The sequence below is a fragment of the Deltaproteobacteria bacterium genome, assembly GCA_009692615.1.
Taxonomy (GTDB): Bacteria; Desulfobacterota; Binatia; order UBA9968; family UBA9968; genus DP-20.
In genome coordinates this window covers 16369-30817 of sequence record SHYW01000019.1, presented here as the reverse complement: position 1 = coordinate 30817, position 14449 = coordinate 16369, and the positions used below count along the sequence as shown (strand labels likewise).

Annotated in this window: 19 protein-coding genes; 3 read left to right on the top strand and 16 right to left on the bottom strand. The window is 57.3% G+C overall.

What is annotated here, in order from left to right; genetic code table 11:
* Nucleotides 1-25 precede the first annotated feature (25 nt).
* From EXR70_06695 to EXR70_06675, 5 genes are all read right to left on the bottom strand, one after another.
* Complete coding sequence (locus EXR70_06695; protein ID MSP38162.1) at nucleotides 26-1027, bottom strand: ABC transporter substrate-binding protein; 1002 nt, start codon at nucleotides 1025-1027, stop codon at nucleotides 26-28.
* Between the two features lie 92 nt (nucleotides 1028-1119).
* Nucleotides 1120-1998: a dihydrodipicolinate synthase family protein gene (locus EXR70_06690; protein MSP38161.1), complete on the bottom strand. Its 879-nt coding sequence runs from the start codon at nucleotides 1996-1998 to the stop codon at nucleotides 1120-1122.
* A 28-nt stretch (nucleotides 1999-2026) separates the two neighbouring features.
* Entirely contained in the window at nucleotides 2027-2488 is a 462-nt protein-coding gene (locus tag EXR70_06685) for a hypothetical protein (protein ID MSP38160.1), read from the bottom strand.
* Nucleotides 2485-2760: a hypothetical protein gene (locus EXR70_06680; GenBank protein ID MSP38159.1), complete on the bottom strand. Its 276-nt coding sequence runs from the start codon at nucleotides 2758-2760 to the stop codon at nucleotides 2485-2487. Before EXR70_06680 ends, EXR70_06685 begins: the two co-directional genes overlap by 4 nt.
* On the bottom strand, nucleotides 2761-2991 hold the full coding sequence (locus EXR70_06675; protein ID MSP38158.1) for a hypothetical protein: 231 nt from the start codon (nucleotides 2989-2991) through the stop codon (nucleotides 2761-2763).
* On the opposite strand from EXR70_06675, the gene EXR70_06670 reads away from it, so the two are divergent.
* Nucleotides 2972-3160, top strand: a complete 189-nt coding sequence (locus EXR70_06670; protein MSP38157.1) for a hypothetical protein — start codon at nucleotides 2972-2974, stop codon at nucleotides 3158-3160. The two genes, EXR70_06675 and EXR70_06670, sit on opposite strands and share 20 nt — an antisense overlap.
* Here the strand turns inward: EXR70_06670 and EXR70_06665 are convergent.
* Nucleotides 3157-3495 (bottom strand): hypothetical protein, encoded by a 339-nt coding sequence (locus EXR70_06665; GenBank protein MSP38156.1) that lies wholly within the window; start codon nucleotides 3493-3495, stop codon nucleotides 3157-3159. The two genes, EXR70_06670 and EXR70_06665, sit on opposite strands and share 4 nt — an antisense overlap.
* Nucleotides 3496-3700: 205 nt before the next feature.
* On the opposite strand from EXR70_06665, the gene EXR70_06660 reads away from it, so the two are divergent.
* Together EXR70_06660 and EXR70_06655 are read left to right on the top strand one after the other, a co-directional pair.
* Nucleotides 3701-5020, top strand: a complete 1320-nt coding sequence (locus EXR70_06660; protein ID MSP38155.1) for an anaerobic sulfatase maturase — start codon at nucleotides 3701-3703, stop codon at nucleotides 5018-5020.
* A gap of 101 nt (nucleotides 5021-5121) precedes the next feature.
* Nucleotides 5122-6012: a hypothetical protein gene (locus EXR70_06655; GenBank protein ID MSP38154.1), complete on the top strand. Its 891-nt coding sequence runs from the start codon at nucleotides 5122-5124 to the stop codon at nucleotides 6010-6012.
* Between the two features lie 23 nt (nucleotides 6013-6035).
* Here EXR70_06655 and EXR70_06650 read toward each other — a convergent pair whose 3' ends face one another.
* The 10 genes from EXR70_06650 to mtaB all read right to left on the bottom strand — a co-directional run bounded on the left by EXR70_06650 (nucleotide 6036) and on the right by mtaB (nucleotide 14419).
* Nucleotides 6036-6908 carry an HDOD domain-containing protein gene (locus EXR70_06650; GenBank protein MSP38153.1) on the bottom strand — a complete coding sequence of 291 codons (873 nt, stop codon included), beginning with the start codon at nucleotides 6906-6908 and terminating at the stop codon, nucleotides 6036-6038.
* A 345-nt stretch (nucleotides 6909-7253) separates the two neighbouring features.
* Nucleotides 7254-7994: a DUF2071 domain-containing protein gene (locus EXR70_06645; GenBank protein ID MSP38152.1), complete on the bottom strand. Its 741-nt coding sequence runs from the start codon at nucleotides 7992-7994 to the stop codon at nucleotides 7254-7256.
* Nucleotides 7995-8017: 23 nt separating this feature from the next.
* Nucleotides 8018-8371, bottom strand: coding sequence for a hypothetical protein (locus tag EXR70_06640; protein MSP38151.1), 354 nt, complete (start codon nucleotides 8369-8371; stop codon nucleotides 8018-8020).
* A 36-nt stretch (nucleotides 8372-8407) separates the two neighbouring features.
* Nucleotides 8408-8956, bottom strand: coding sequence for a hypothetical protein (locus EXR70_06635; protein MSP38150.1), 549 nt, complete (start codon nucleotides 8954-8956; stop codon nucleotides 8408-8410).
* 52 nt (nucleotides 8957-9008) lie between these two features.
* On the bottom strand, nucleotides 9009-9338 hold the full coding sequence (locus tag EXR70_06630) for a hypothetical protein (GenBank protein ID MSP38149.1): 330 nt from the start codon (nucleotides 9336-9338) through the stop codon (nucleotides 9009-9011).
* Nucleotides 9339-9576: 238 nt separating this feature from the next.
* A complete protein-coding gene (locus tag EXR70_06625) occupies nucleotides 9577-9918 on the bottom strand; it encodes a hypothetical protein (protein MSP38148.1) in 342 nt (113 codons plus the stop codon).
* Entirely contained in the window at nucleotides 9915-11603 is a 1689-nt protein-coding gene (locus EXR70_06620) for an FAD-dependent oxidoreductase (protein ID MSP38147.1), read from the bottom strand. The genes EXR70_06625 and EXR70_06620 overlap by 4 nt, the downstream gene beginning before the upstream one ends.
* Before the next feature lie 20 nt (nucleotides 11604-11623).
* Nucleotides 11624-12094 (bottom strand): hypothetical protein, encoded by a 471-nt coding sequence (locus EXR70_06615; GenBank protein ID MSP38146.1) that lies wholly within the window; start codon nucleotides 12092-12094, stop codon nucleotides 11624-11626.
* Between the two features lie 37 nt (nucleotides 12095-12131).
* On the bottom strand, nucleotides 12132-12821 hold the full coding sequence (rnc, locus tag EXR70_06610) for a ribonuclease III (GenBank protein MSP38145.1): 690 nt from the start codon (nucleotides 12819-12821) through the stop codon (nucleotides 12132-12134).
* A 248-nt stretch (nucleotides 12822-13069) separates the two neighbouring features.
* Nucleotides 13070-14419, bottom strand: a complete 1350-nt coding sequence (gene mtaB / locus EXR70_06605; protein MSP38144.1) for a tRNA (N(6)-L-threonylcarbamoyladenosine(37)-C(2))-methylthiotransferase MtaB — start codon at nucleotides 14417-14419, stop codon at nucleotides 13070-13072.
* Nucleotides 14420-14449: the final 30 nt, after the last annotated feature.

The window sequence follows — 14449 nt, the reverse complement described above, 5'->3', positions numbered from 1 at the left end:
CTAGTTCAACGCGACTGCCGTTAAGTTATGGACTCTCCAACTTGCGTGCGATGCGATCGTCAACCAGATCTTCTACCTTTAGCTTGGTGTACTTGGGATCGACTTTACCCAGCACCCGTAGGGCGTTTTGCATGCCCTCGCGGGTCGGTGCGATGCGCCGGTCGTAGAGCAGGCGCATGCGTTCGTACAAGTCATCGGCGTTATCGTTGGGCGATAGCCGCAACCATTTGCGGATGCTCCGCACCACCGCCGCCTGATTGCTCTTTTCCCGGACAAAACTGTTGGCCTTGACGAAGCTGCGTAAAGTCTTTTCTACGATGTCCGGCGAGCTGGCAACAAAGGCCCGCCGCGCCACTAGTCCGGTTCCCTGGTACGGAATGTTGAGCGTCGTCAAATCGGCCAACAGCCGGCCGCCGCTGCGTTGCAAGGCGGGATTGTAGGCGTAGCCCCACACCGAGCCATCGATCAGCCCGGCGTTTAGCGATTGCACCAAGACCGACTGGTCGCCGATCACCCGCATCTGAATCTTATCGCGTTCCGGATTCAATCCCCAGTGATCCAAGGTCATCATGACAAACATCCAGATACCGCCGCCGAAGCTTTGTACACCGAGCGTCTTGCCTTTCAGATCCTCGGGCTTTTGGATTTTCGGCGCGACGTAAAAGTAGCCGTCGAGTTTATTGATCATCCCCGCGACCCAGACCAAGTCGAGCCCGCTAGAGATGGCGCCAAGAGCGGAACCGGTGGCCGACACAGTGTAGAACTCGGCTTCGTTGGCGGCCATCGCCGCCACTGCCACCGGACCGGTGTTTACCTGAACGAGGTCCGCGTCCAAGCCCTGCTCTTCCAAGAATCGTTGATCCTTGGCGACGAAGAACAAACCCATGCGCTCGCTGAAGTCGGCATAGAGTATGCGCACGCGTTTATTTGGCGCCGGCGTCGCCGCGACCGCAATGCCGATGCAGCATAGTAGCCATGCCGCCACGATCGCGCCGACGGTGAACTTACCGCAATTCATTTGCCTCATTGCTGGCTCCTTTCCGGCCGATTCAGCGATCCCCGAAGACCAAGAAGTGTCTTCTTTGAATAACTCCACCTGGCGTCGAATTGCAATCGCGGCTACAGCGCGCCGATAGCGATGAGCGTCCGCTTGACATATTCCAGCGCCTCGGCCGACAGCGGCGCTTGCGGCGGCAAGGGCGCGCCCACGACGTAACCCTGAAGTTCGAGGGCGCCTTTGATGCACGCGGCGAGATTATATTTCGCGAAAGCTTGATTGAGCGCCCACAGCGGCCGCTGCAACTCCATCGCTTTACTCCACTCGCCGCGGCGGCACAGATCGTAAAGCTCGACGCTTTGGCGCGGCGCGACGCAGGCCGGCCCGGCCATCCAGCCGACGCCGCCGATCAGCATCACCGTCGCTGGAATATGCGCCGAGGCCGCGAAGACTTTCATGCGCCCTTCGACTAAATTGATAATCGACAACAGCCGGCCGGTATTGTTCGACGCGTCTTTAATATAGCCGATGTTCGCAATTAGACTCAGCCGATCGATCACCGGCAAGCTTAAATCGGATCGCTGAAAGTTTGGATTGGTGTAGAGCACCACCGGCAGCGACACCGATTCGGCGATGGCTTTGAAATATTGAAACACGCCGTCATCGCTGAGCGGAAAGTACGCTTCGAGAATGGCAAGAATGCCGCTCGCTCCCATCCGCTCGAACTCGCGCGCCTGCCTGACCGCATCGGCAATCGTCGTCGAAGCGACTCCGGCGATCACTGGCACCCGCCCACGCGCCGCCTCGATCACGACTTCAACAACCCGGCGCCGTTGAGTCCAAGATAAGTATGCGAATTCGCCAGTCGAACCCAACGGAGTTAATCCGTGTACGCCGGCTTTGATCAAATCATCGCATAAGCGCGCCAGCACTTCCGCCTGCACTGCGCCCGCGGCATCGATGGGCGAGATCAGATAAGGAAACACTCCGTGAAAATCCATGACGATCACCTTCACATAAAATAGCGGCTCATTGACTGCGCAACCCAACCTGTTTGATCAGCGCCTCGGCATTTTCGCACTTGCGAAAAGCAACACTGAGATAACGCTCTTGGCGCGTGGCGATTTCCAAGTGACCGCAGTTTCGCCCGGCGCGCGCAAGTTTTATATCGACCAGCTCGCTGACATTGATCGCCACCGGCGACTGCGGCCATAAATAGATCAGCTCGAGTTGCAGCCGATCGATCGCCACCGCATGGAAACGGCCGAACATCGATGACGCCATAAACACGAGCGCGGCGCTGGCGGCGATGGCAAATGCCCATGGCGGATGGATGGAGCGCGCGCGTGCCGAGCCATCCAACCGCGCGATTCGCCGGCGACGCAGGGTGCGTAAGAGCAGCCACCACGCCAGCCAAAATGTCACCAGCACAAAGCTCGCCAAGATATATGTCGACCAAGCAGGAAAGTCGTCGAGAACGATGTAGTTCACGCCGCCCAGCCAATCAGACGAGATAGCAAAACCACAGCTAAGGTCGCCAACATGCCGAAGGTCGGATAGGCCGTCAGACCGAAGCCCGTCGCGCGTCCACTGGCGCCGCGGGCGTAGCCGACGGTGAAGAGAATTCGACCGATGACAAAAAGCAGCGCCGCCGCGGGAATCACACCAAGCCAACGCAGCGGCATCGTTACCGACCAGATGCAATAGGCGATGATCGCGAGCACGGCCTGTTCCAAAGTATTTTGCAGCACGGCGCGGAGAATTTAAATCGCCGGCGTGCCGCTGGTCAGCCCGCTACCGTCGATATCCTCGGGCGAAGCGAAGCGAAAATTCGCCACGCGCATGATCGCGATCATCAACGTTAGCGACGGCAGCAGCGCCCACTGCAGCGCCCAAACCAAACGCGCGCCGCTATCGTCGCCGGGAAGCGCGGCGAGCGGAACAGCCAGAGAGCCGCCGCACAGCAGCGCCAAAGTGATTAACGCCGCCGGCACCACGCCGCGGATCACGCCTTGTTGTTTTTCGCTAAAGATCGGCTGCTCCTATTTTCCCACAGCGCCAACCAAGGCATTGAGCTGTTTGATCTCGCCGGCCGCCTCGGCGACGCTCTTGGTGCCGGTGCAGAAGCCGGTGCGCAGTTCGCCGGGCCCGCCGACAGCCTAGACGAGATATTCCTGCTCCGGCGCGAAGGGAAAGCCGCAGGCTTCGCCGCTCAAACGGGTGACCACTTCGGCATTTTTTGCCGGCGCGCCCTTCCAGCGCTGGCGGATTTCAAACTTGACTCGATGGCTGCCGCTGTTGGTCACACCGAGGCGATCGAGAAACGGCCGGTCGATCGCCACGACCCGGCCGCTAAACACCGCTGTCGACCGTTTCAGCGCCTCGGCGGGGTGCGCCGGCGCGGCGCAACTGCAAGCCTGCGCCGAGGGCGCGGCGACCAGTAAAAGCGCGAGAGCGCCAACCACAATCGACAAAGTATCGGACAGTTTGGATGACATGGCAAAACGCCAACGAACCGCAATGAAATCATTCTCATGACTTTGTCCAAGACTGTCAAGTTCGGCACGTGCCGGTAATCATCGACGCACGCGTGGCCTCAGTCCAAAAATGGCGCAAAGCCTCCGGTCAAGCCAACGCCGCCGAGGGGGTGACTTCGGAGCATTTTTTCAGTACAGTCCCCGATGGCAGGCGGCGCGCCGGAACATGGCGGCCGCCACCGGCTTAGCGACTGGAGGCTCTCACTTGGAAACCGCGGCGCGTGAATTTCAGATCATGGTCAAGACCATCGGGGCGATTTGCAACCTCGATTGTCATTACTGCTATTACTTGGAAAAAGAAGAACTCTATCCCAAGGGCACCAACTTTCGTCTCGACGACAAGACCCTCGAAGAATATATCAAGCAGCATATTCAAGCGACGCCGGGAGAAACCGTCAGCTTCTCATGGCATGGCGGCGAGCCGACCCTGCTCGGCGTCGAGTTTTTTCGCAAGGCGGTGGAGCTGCAAAAAAAATATCTGCCGGCGACGAAAAAGATCATCAACGGCATTCAAACCAACGGCACCACCATCGATGACGAGTGGTGCGAGTTTTTGGCCAAAGAGAATTTTTACATCGGCTTGAGCCTCGACGGCCCGCGCGAACTGCACGACCACTACCGCGTGACCAAAGGCCAGAAGACCACGCACAAACAAGTCGTCCAAGCGTTTCATATGCTGCGCAAGGCCAAAATCCACGTCGACTTGCTCTGCGTCGTGCACGACGTCAACGTCCAACATCCGACCCAAGTCTACCGCTACTTCAAAGAGATCGGCGGCCAATACTTGCAGTTTCTGCCGCTGGTGGAAAAAACCGGCGATCCCAACAATCCCGTGCACAAGCGCTCGGTGCCGTCGGCCGCCTATGGAACATTTTTAAACACGATCTTCGACGAATGGATGCGCCACGACATCGGCAAAGTTTTTATCCAGCTGTTCGACGAGTCGGTGCGCCCCTTTCTCGGCATGGAGCACGCGCTGTGCATTTATCGCGAAACCTGCGGCGACGTGCCGGTGATCGAGCACAATGGCGATTTTTATTCTTGCGATCACTACGTCACGCCGGAATATAAAATCGGCAACATCCATGAACGGCCGCTGGCGGAAATGGTCGATGACGCCAGGCAACGAGACTTCGGCCAGAAAAAATGGACCAGCCTGCCCAAGTACTGCCGCGAGTGCGAAGTGCTGAGCATGTGCAACGGCGGCTGCCCGAAGGACCGCATTATCAAGACGCCCGATGGCGAGGAAGGCTTGAATTACCTCTGCGCCGGCCTCAAAGGATTTTTCACCCACAGCAAACCGTATTTTCAGAAATTCGCCGAGCTGGTCGAAGCCGGCGAGCCGATCGAGAAATTAATGGCGATCGTCCGCACCGCCGATGCCAAGTCCACCGTGCGCCAAGCCGGCCGCAACGACCCCTGCCCCTGCGGCAGCGGTAAGAAGTTCAAACGCTGCTGCGGCGGCGCCGCGCGTCCGGCGGCGTGATTGAATTATTGTAGGGGCGAAAGATTTTTCGCCCCTACCTTTGCGCCCTTTGCGTTCTTTGCGGCCAATCCTCCGACTCTTATCTTCCGAAGGAGTAGCTCATGACTTTATACGACGACATGATGGAAGGCGTCATCGACGTGCACTGCCACATCGACTTCGAATTCTCGGCGAAGGAACGTAAACGCGAACCGGAGTTTCTGTGGATCCCCAAGGCCGAGGCGATGGGCATGCGCGGCGTGGTGTTAAAATCCCACTGGTGGCCGACGGCCAACGTTGTCCCCTACATCGCCGCCGCGATGCCGACTAAAATTGATATTTGGTCGAGCGTGGTTTTAAACGCCACCGCCGGCGGACCCAACCCGTGCATCGTCGAAGCCTGCGCCGAACTCGGCGGCAAGATGGTTTTTCTGCCCACATGGAGCGCGCGCAACGACGTCGAGCACAAAGGCTTCAGCCATCGCATCCAGTCGTACTACAAAGCGCATGCGACGTTAGAGAACCCGCAATATTATTTTCTCGACGACAAAGGTAAGCTGATCCCGCGCGGTTATGAAATTCTCGAAGCCTGCAAAGCCCACGACTTGACCCTCGGCATGGGCCATGTGTCGTGGCAGGAATCGCTGGCCTTCATCGCCGCCGCCCGCGACATGGGCTACAGCCATCGATTGGTGATCAACCACGCTCAGGCGCACATGATCGACATGCCGGTGGACGCGCAAAAAAAAGCCGCGGACATGGGCGCGTTTGTCGAGTCCTGTTGGAACGCGCTGGCGCCCGGAAGGTTGGATTCAACTGAGCTGGTCAAACAGTTTCGCGCCGCGGGGCTCCGCCAAATCGTCGCCAGCACCGACTATTTTCGTCCCTACAGTCCCAATCCCGCCGAGCTATTTAGAATGTATCTAGGCATGCTCCACGAAGGCGGCTTGAGCCAAGGCGAAGTCCATCAAGTCGCCGCGATCAATCCGGCGCGCCTGATGGGTCTGGCATAAAAACCTCAACCGCCGCGCTGAAATTATTTTTCGAAGAGCAGACTTTCTTCCCGGTGGGCCTCGACGATTTCTGCGATCAATTGCGCCATTGCCGTCTCGTCAGTCAAACCGCACTTGACGAGCAACGCCTCAGGCGGTGGCGTCGGCATGGTGAAAAAGCCCAGATTGCACTTGCTGGAGAGATAGTCGGCGACGGTCAACAGGTTCGCCAGCTCATTGGGGCTGGCGCCGTCGCTGTGGTGCTTCAGGGTTGCGTGGATGATCTGCGCGTCGAGGTTCCAGCGGTTGAGAATCGTGTGGCCCATGAGTGCGTGATCGACACCGTAAATTTCCCGTTCAGCGTCGACGATCGGGCGCGGCGCTTCTTGGACGGCCTGGAGCAGATTTTCGTAGCCCATGGGATCGCCGTGCACGAACACCATCTGGCCGACGTCGTGCATCAGGCCGATGAGAAATCCGATCTCGTCGTCGCGCGAGCGCGCCCGCTGGCAGAGAATCCGCATCGCCAAAGCGACGCCCAGCGAATGGCGCCAGAGCTTCTCGGAAACCTTGTTGCCTTTAAGGCGTAAACTCTGGGTCGCGCTGGTAATCACCACGCTGGTCAAAGTGCGAAAGCCGAGCACCTGCACCGCGCCGAGCAAGGTCGTCGGTAAATTGCGTAGCGCGAAACGCGGCGAACGCGACACCGCCAACACCCGCGCCGACAACATTGGATCGTCGGCCAGCACGCGACAGAGTTGTTGCATGCTCACTTCCGGGTCTTGGACGATCTCCAACAACTTGTTCGCCACCACCGGCACCGACGGCAGCGCATGGCCGTCCATCACGTTGCTGACATAATGACGCGCCGGTCCGTGACGCAGGCCGCCGGTTTGATTGACAGGTTTCGGCAACACGGAAAACTCCTTACTGAAGTTATCGGCGCTGCGTGACAGGACTTTAGAGCCACGCCCGCGAAATTACTGCCGGGGCGGATGGGGCGAAAAATTTTTCGCCCCTATATGTCAGACTTCGTAAAGAATTCGAAAACGACTTGCCTCCCCCTTTGGAAAAGGGGGATCAAGGGGGATTTACTAGGGCGGCGGCGCGGCTTTCTTCGTCCCTGCGCGTCGCTGCTCTGCGACGACGGAATGTCGCCAGCGTAAAGAAAATCTCCCCTATCCCCTCTTTTCTAAAGAGGGTAACGGAAAACTCGTCACGGTTTTAAAGTTCGTCGCAGTTTTGCATCGCGGATCGCGCCATCATTGCAACTTGCGGCCGCGATACACGACGATCTCCGACCCTTCAGCGAGAAACGCCGACGCCGGCGCGCCTTGCAAGACAGGCGAGAACTGCTGGCCGTAAAGATTTTCCACATCGCAATCGAGCCGCGCGCTTTGCGCTTGCCAGACACGCCAAGTCGGATGCTCGACGCGATATTCCACCGTGCCCCCGTCTTTTTGTTTCGCATAACCCCAGTAGTGCTGGGCGATGAATTCTTCCTGCGAGCCATCGACGAAAGCCGTCGGTCCGCCGCGGGTCGCCAATTCAAGAAACTGGGCGCGCCGGTTGAACGTCCAATAATATTTCACCGACTCGATGTTGCCGCTGCCATCCTTGGCTCGGCAAATAACGTTGCCGGCGGGCAAGGCGACGTAGTTCTCGTTGTAAAGCCAGCGCGCCACCAGGGCGATCGCCATGCGTGGGACGATTTCTTTTATGAACACGACGCCGCGCCGCCAACCGTCTTCGGCCTTGCGGCGCACGTAGAAGCGCAGATTGATCTCTTCGAAGTTCTGATGGAAAGGAATGGGGAATCCCATCACCCGCGTGTTCTCGAAAAGAAACCCGACCATGCTGACAAACGTTTTGCCGTTCCAAGAATCGATCTCAGTGCCGCGTGGAACGAACGGCGCAAGCAGCGCCGGCTCGATCTCATAGTTGAGCATCGCCAGATAACGCCACTCGGCGCTGAGGAAAGGTTTGCGGAAACGCTCAGTCATGAATGCTCGGAACAACCGAAGAATTACTTTTGGGTTTTGCGCCAGCCGTTGACCAAGCCGCTGACGATCACCGGCGCGAGGAATATTCCCACCAGATGCAGCGCCCGCAGCTCGAAGTTGAAAACGTAAAACTTGACGGTCAGTAACAGCAAAACCGCCGCGGACGAAACCGTCGCGCCGACGGCGATATATCTTTGCTCCCGGCCAAACTCGCCGAACAACCGGCGCGTCACGAAGGCGAGGAACAGCGTCAACAGCAAAGACGCCACCAGCGCCCGCGGCACACCGAGGGGCTCGGGAAAACTCAACGCGCCGATGCTAACGGCGAGCCAAACCAAAGCTTGGAAGAGAAAATGTTTGAGGTTGAACTTGGACATGGCGTTCTAGCAGTCAGGCTGGAAGAGTTGATTCCCTTAGCTATCAATAGACTCACTGGGTTTGTTTGTGGCAAATGCCCAGCACGACAACAACTCACCGCGGAAGAAAAGCAGCAAGCCAAAGAGCAAAGACACCAGGTCCGGCAGAAAATTCGTCAGCCTTTCCATCAACGGGCTAGCTACAGGTGGAAAGTCCAGCGATGAATTCACGATAAAGATGTATTGAGAAAGCTGGCGCAGGAACCGCGGCAAGGTTCGTAAAAAAAGAAACGCGCCGAACAACTTGACGCCAATAGCAAAGGGCTCTTCGAGCTTGGAATCATAGACTTGATCGTCACCCGCAAAGGCGAATTTCCGTACAACATCAGCCCGTCGAAAAACAAACAATCCGATTCCGGACAAAAGTAAAAAACTCAAAGTAAATATCACAGAGGATAACGATGTAAACGAATCTAATCTCGGCTCTCGGGTCGCCTTCGGCAAAATGATTTCGAGAACTCCACTCACAAGATTCGGAACGGACATGACCATGCAATAAAGTCCGATGAATTTGCTGCCTAATTCGAACAACTGTTGTTGGCTCACTGGCTACCTCCGGATATGCGAATCAATCAATGCCCATGTACAATTTATATCCTTAGCGTAATGCCGTCCGCGCGAGAGCTTTCGAGTTTTTAAAGCCGATCCAACCAAGGATGAAGATCGACATTGTGGGGAGGAAATCGAGGTAGAATCGCTCCCACCAATCCTCAACGCCTACATATGCCGGTGCCTGCAGCACAACGACAAGGTTCGACAAGATTCGCATGGCGCCAGGAACCGAGATTGTTACGGCGTACACACCAAAAAGCACGACACCGGCACTCAACCATCGCTGAGCGTAGTTTTCGACATCGTCGCCTTCAGACAATGCACGATCAAATACAAACTTCCCGTCGCGGATCAGATAAAATCCCATCGCGGTCATGACAACCGGAATCGCGAATGTGATCAGCAGTGATACCGTGAAAATACCATTCGACAGTCCGGCCTCCTCGATCTGCCCGAGTTGCCAGAAAAGACTGTAGAACAGTTCTTGAAGCGCAGTCGTTAGACAGTCTACTCAAATCAACTTGGTGCCAAGGACTAAAAAATCTTTCCATGTCATGAGTCACCTCGCGGGCCGTCGAACCGTTACCGCAAGAAGTCGAGTTCCAGCGGGTTACCTAAATTCTCTCATCCTCCGGCAAAATATCCGTCACCAGATCGCGGATCAGCTGCCGTTTGGGGAGCGGCTCGACGGTCATCCCTTCAGGCGCGAGCTTGGCGATGCAAGTGTACTCGACTTCGCCATCGACCAGCGCCATGCAGGTCTTGCAGGCGTTGGCGTTGATGCAACTGTAGCGGATCGCCAGCGTGCTGTCCAAGTTGGCGCGAATCCAGCGCAGCGCGTCGAGCACTGACATGCCCTCTTCGTAGGGCACGTCGAAGTCGTCGTAACGCGCCACATCGCCGGGCGCGCCGCGTTTGACGTGAAGTTTAACGATTTGAATCGACGATCCCGTCATGGTTGCACCGATCGCACCGGCGCCGCCCAACTCGCTATCAACGCGCCATTTATCGATTCCACGATTTGATTCTTGAGCAACGCTTCGTCGGGCGCGGGAAAATCCTCGCGCTGATGCGCGCCGCGACTTTCGGTCCGCGCCAATGCCGACTTAACAACGGTTTCAGCAGTCGTGAGCATCGCGCGCAGCTCGAACCAATCTTGCAGGTCGAGGTTGAACGACGCTTCGGCGCCAATCTTAAGCTGCGGCAGCTCTTGCCGCATTTTCGCGATACCCGCCAACGCCGCGCTGAGTTTTTCGCCCGTGCGAAACGGCCCGGCGTTCTCCCACATTAACTTTTGCAACTCAGCTTGCACTGCGATGGGCGACGATTTGTCAGTCGAAGGACTGTCGCGCACGTTATGAAATCGTTCGATCGCTTCACGCGCCACATCATCTTGCCAATGCGATTCTAACCGCTTCACCTTTTCGCCCGCTTGAGCCCCCGCCCGTTCGCCGAAGACAAACGCCTCGGTGATGGCGTTGCCGGACAAGCGATTGGCGCCGTTGGCGCCGCCCACCGCTTCGCCGGCGGCGTAGAGTCCTTCGACGCGCGTCTGCATGTTGACATCGACGCGCACGCCGCCCATGTGATAGTGCGCCACCGGTCCCACTTCCACTGGAGTTTTCGTCAGGTCGATACCATTGCTCAACAAGCGATCGATCACCGGGCCGAAGGCGCCGCGCAGCTGCGCGTCAGGAATGTGGCGGAAATCGAGATAAGCGCCGCCGTGCAGCGTGCCGCGGCCGGCTTCGACTTCTTTCAAGATCGCGTAGGCGGCAACGTCGCGCGTCGCGTTGTACTTGCCGAAGTCGCTGCTGCCGTAGCGGTCGATGAATTCTTCGAAGCGGCCGTTGAGCAATTTGCCGCCAAGCTTGTAGCGGAACGGATCCCACATGATCGGGTCCATGCCGACCAACCGCGGCGCCAAATGACCGATGGGAAAAAATTGGACAAATTCCATATCGACTAATTCCGCGCCGGCCCAAAGCGCCAGCGCATACGCTTCGCCGCCCATGTTCGCCGAAGCGCTGTTGCGCGCGAACAGTTTGGTCAAACCGCCGGCGGCGAGAATCACCGCCTTCGCTTGAATGGAAATAAATTCGCCCGTGACGAGGTTGAGCGCCAACGCGCCCATAACGCGGCCGTCGCCTACAAGAATTTCCACGGTAGAAAAATTGCTGAGGCGGCGAATCGCCGCCAGCTCGCCGACTTTACGCCGCAGGGTCGCCGCCACCGCCGGTCCGGTGTTGAGAAAGTCGACGTAGCAGCAGCGCTTGACGCTGTGTCCCGGCGCCATCTCTTGTTTGATATGGCCGTCTTGTTGCGCCCAGCGCGTACCCCACTCGGCCATTTCGCGGATGCGCGCCGGTCCGTCGGCGCACAGCAACATGGCCAATTCTTCGTTGCACAGTCCGCGCCCAGCGTTCAAAGTATCTTGGAAATGAAGTTGAACTGAATCCGCTTCCTGCTCACCCAAGGCCACGGCCACGGTCATCTGCGCCATGATCGTCGCACCGCCGCGCCCGACCTGGCCTTTGTCGAGGAGCAAGACGGACGAACCGTTGCGCGCGGCGGCGATCGCCGCGTACATGCCGGCGCCGCCGGCGCCGATGATCAAGACATCCGTTGCGAGATGAGGCATGAAGTTGATCGTGTCGCAGGCTAACGCTGCTCTTCGTCGAGTCGGTAGTAATCTGACCGAATCGGATCTCTTCGTAGCTCTTGAGTAAAACCCGATGACTCAAAAACGATCACATTCTCGTGCTGAGAGGACTGAGAGTGCAAGCTGATTTTCCAGCGATACAATTTGTATCCAACATTTCGCTGGGCGTCTGTAGATATGTCCTGCCGATCAATAAAATTAATTTCTAAATTTTCTTTGTAGTTCAGTTTTACATCGAAAACCACTTTGTCCACATCATGAAATGTCAGCGTGGCGGGTGAAACGATATACTCGTACCCATCGTTGGGAATCTCAATCCATTCCACCACGTGATCGATGTCAAAAATGAGATCGAAGCTATAGTCTTCATCCGGATTTCTAAAACTAACGCCATGGACAGCATTGTCGTGCCACAACATTTCCTGAAACTGTTGCTCTGTCCACCGAGTCGGACCCTTGGAAGCGGTCATTTAAACCTCGCTACGTTCAATAATGTAGCAACGCTTTCTACTCCGATTCTTTCAGCGCCGCGAGCGCTATCTTCGCCGCTTCCTGCTCCGACTGCTTTTTGCTGCGTCCTTCGCCATTGCCGAGCACTTTGCCGCCGACGCTAATTTCAGTGATGAAAAACTTTTCGTGATCCGGCCCGGTCTCGTCTACGATGCGATAGATCGGCGGCGCATGGAACAGCATCTGGCTGATTTCTTGCAACCGAGTTTTGTAATCATGCTGGCCCAACTGCTTGCCGGTGACCTCGTCGCGAAAAAAGCGCGCCACCGCGCCCAGCGCCGCTTGGTAGCCGCCCTCTTGGTAAATGCCGCCGAGCACCGCTTCGAACGCGCCGGCCAAAATCGACGGCTTGCTGCGCCCATCGCTGCGTTCTTCGCCTTTGCCGAGACGGAGCAACGCACCGAGATTAATCTCCGCGGCTTTTTCCGCCAGCACGGTGGAGTTTACCAGCGCCGCGCGCATGCGCGACAGATCGCCTTCGCTTTTTTCCGGATTGGCGCGCATCAACAGATCGCTCACCGCCAGATCGAGCACCGCGTCGCCGAGAAATTCCAGCACTTCGTTATGGCCTTCGGATTTTTGCCGGTCGAAAGAGACGTGGGTAAGACAGCGCTCAAGCAGCGTGGGATTTTTAAAAATATATCCCAGCTCTTTTTGCAGCTGTTCGAGTGGTGCTTGGTTTTTCAATTGGGTTCTTCCGGGTTTACTGTGAAGTTACTTTCACCACGAAGGACACGAAGTTCGGAGTTTAACGGAGCGCGGACATTCTTGTCCGCGTATTGCGGCGGGTTAGAAAACCCGCGCTCCTTTGAAGAAGTGTTTCCACGAGCCGAGAAAGCTATCAACGATGCTAGTTCGAAAGGGTACGAATAATTAACATTCCTAACTTCGTGCTCTCCGTGTCCTTCGTGGTGAAAACTCTTTCCCATGAAACTCTAAAACGAACCGGCGACGCGCTGGCTATCGTCGACGCATGAAGCTATATCGCGATCAGAAATAGTGGCCGTCAAGCAACCGTCGCGCAGACCGTCGAGTTGAACGAGAATTTCCCGGTTGGCAAACTGCCCTGCGCCAGAAAGCGCCACTTGAAGATAATTGCGCGTAAAGCCGCGCTGCACGCCGCCGGCGCGAAGGATTTTTTTCTCGACTAGAACTGAAGCCGTTTGACCGACGAAGCCGGCGGCGAAGTCATTTTTCTTAAGTACGCCAAGCGCGCGCATACGCTGGGCGCGTATTTTTTTGACCGCTCCCGGCAGATGATCCGGTAAAGTCGCGGCGACGGTTGTCCGGCGCGACGAATAGGGGAAGACGTGAAAATAAGTCAGGGGCAGCAAAGCGAAATAAGCCAACGAGCTTTCGAACTGGGCATCGCTCTCGCCGGGAAAGCCGACGATGATGTCGCTGCCGAGCGCCGCGTCGGGCAAGCGCTGACGCACGCGCATGAGTAAATCACGATAGAAAGCTTGATCGTAGTTGCGCCGCATCGCCTTGAGAATCGCGTCGTCGCCGGCTTGGGCGCAGATGTGCAAGTGGGGGCAGATGATTTCCGAACTCGCCATCAGGTCGAGCAAGCGGTCGGGAACTTCGCGCGGGTCGAGAGAACTCAAGCGAATGCGCGCCATCAGCCGGCTCTCCGCGATCGTTTCTACCAACGCGGCCAGATCGATCTTGGGAGTGAGATCGTAGCCATAACCGCCGAGATGGATACCGGTGAGAACGAGCTCTTTGTAACCGGCATCGGCTAGAAGCTTCACTTGCTCCATCACCTGGCGCGGCGTCACGCTGCGGCTGAGTCCGCGTGCGGTGGGAATGATGCAGTAGGTGCAAGTGTAGTTGCAGCCTTCCTGGATTTTTAGAAAAGCCCGCGTGTGGCCGGGCAGCGCACGGGTGCCGAGCACGGCGACGCCGCGCTCGCGCTTGACGTCGCTGACGGCGATTTGAGTTTGCGCCGGCGCCGGTGCATCGATGAAGCGCACCAAATCGTCCAAGCGATTCAAGCCGACCACGTAATCGACGCCGGCGACCGCCGCGACTTCGTCGGGATTGATCTGCGCGTAGCAGCCGGTGACCAACACCTTCGCCGCGGGATTCAAACGCTTGGCCCGCCGCACCCACTGGCGCGCTTCCCAGTCGGCATGGTCGGTGACCGTGCAAGTGTTGATCACATAGCAGTCCGCTCGCTCCTCGAAGGGCACGAACGAATGCGCCTCCGCCAACCGGCTTTGAATCACCGCGGAATCGTATTGGTTGATCTTGCAACCGAGAGTGGTGATCGCGATCTTCATGGCTTCGCTTCGCTCAGCAATTCCAGATTA

Coding starts and splice junctions, on each gene's coding strand:
- EXR70_06625 (MSP38148.1), bottom strand. CDS start 9,918: ATGACGGGATCGTCGATTCAAATCGTTAAACTTCACGTCAAACGCGGC.
- EXR70_06615 (MSP38146.1), bottom strand. CDS start 12,094: ATGACCGCTTCCAAGGGTCCGACTCGGTGGACAGAGCAACAGTTTCAG.
- EXR70_06640 (MSP38151.1), bottom strand. CDS start 8,371: ATGTCCAAGTTCAACCTCAAACATTTTCTCTTCCAAGCTTTGGTTTGG.
- EXR70_06660 (MSP38155.1), top strand. CDS start 3,701: ATGGCGGCCGCCACCGGCTTAGCGACTGGAGGCTCTCACTTGGAAACC.
- EXR70_06665 (MSP38156.1), bottom strand. CDS start 3,495: ATGTCATCCAAACTGTCCGATACTTTGTCGATTGTGGTTGGCGCTCTC.
- EXR70_06695 (MSP38162.1), bottom strand. CDS start 1,027: ATGAGGCAAATGAATTGCGGTAAGTTCACCGTCGGCGCGATCGTGGCG.
- EXR70_06630 (MSP38149.1), bottom strand. CDS start 9,338: ATGACCGCGATGGGATTTTATCTGATCCGCGACGGGAAGTTTGTATTT.
- EXR70_06690 (MSP38161.1), bottom strand. CDS start 1,998: ATGGATTTTCACGGAGTGTTTCCTTATCTGATCTCGCCCATCGATGCC.
- EXR70_06645 (MSP38152.1), bottom strand. CDS start 7,994: ATGACTGAGCGTTTCCGCAAACCTTTCCTCAGCGCCGAGTGGCGTTAT.
- EXR70_06655 (MSP38154.1), top strand. CDS start 5,122: ATGACTTTATACGACGACATGATGGAAGGCGTCATCGACGTGCACTGC.
- mtaB (MSP38144.1), bottom strand. CDS start 14,419: ATGAAGATCGCGATCACCACTCTCGGTTGCAAGATCAACCAATACGAT.
- EXR70_06620 (MSP38147.1), bottom strand. CDS start 11,603: ATGCCTCATCTCGCAACGGATGTCTTGATCATCGGCGCCGGCGGCGCC.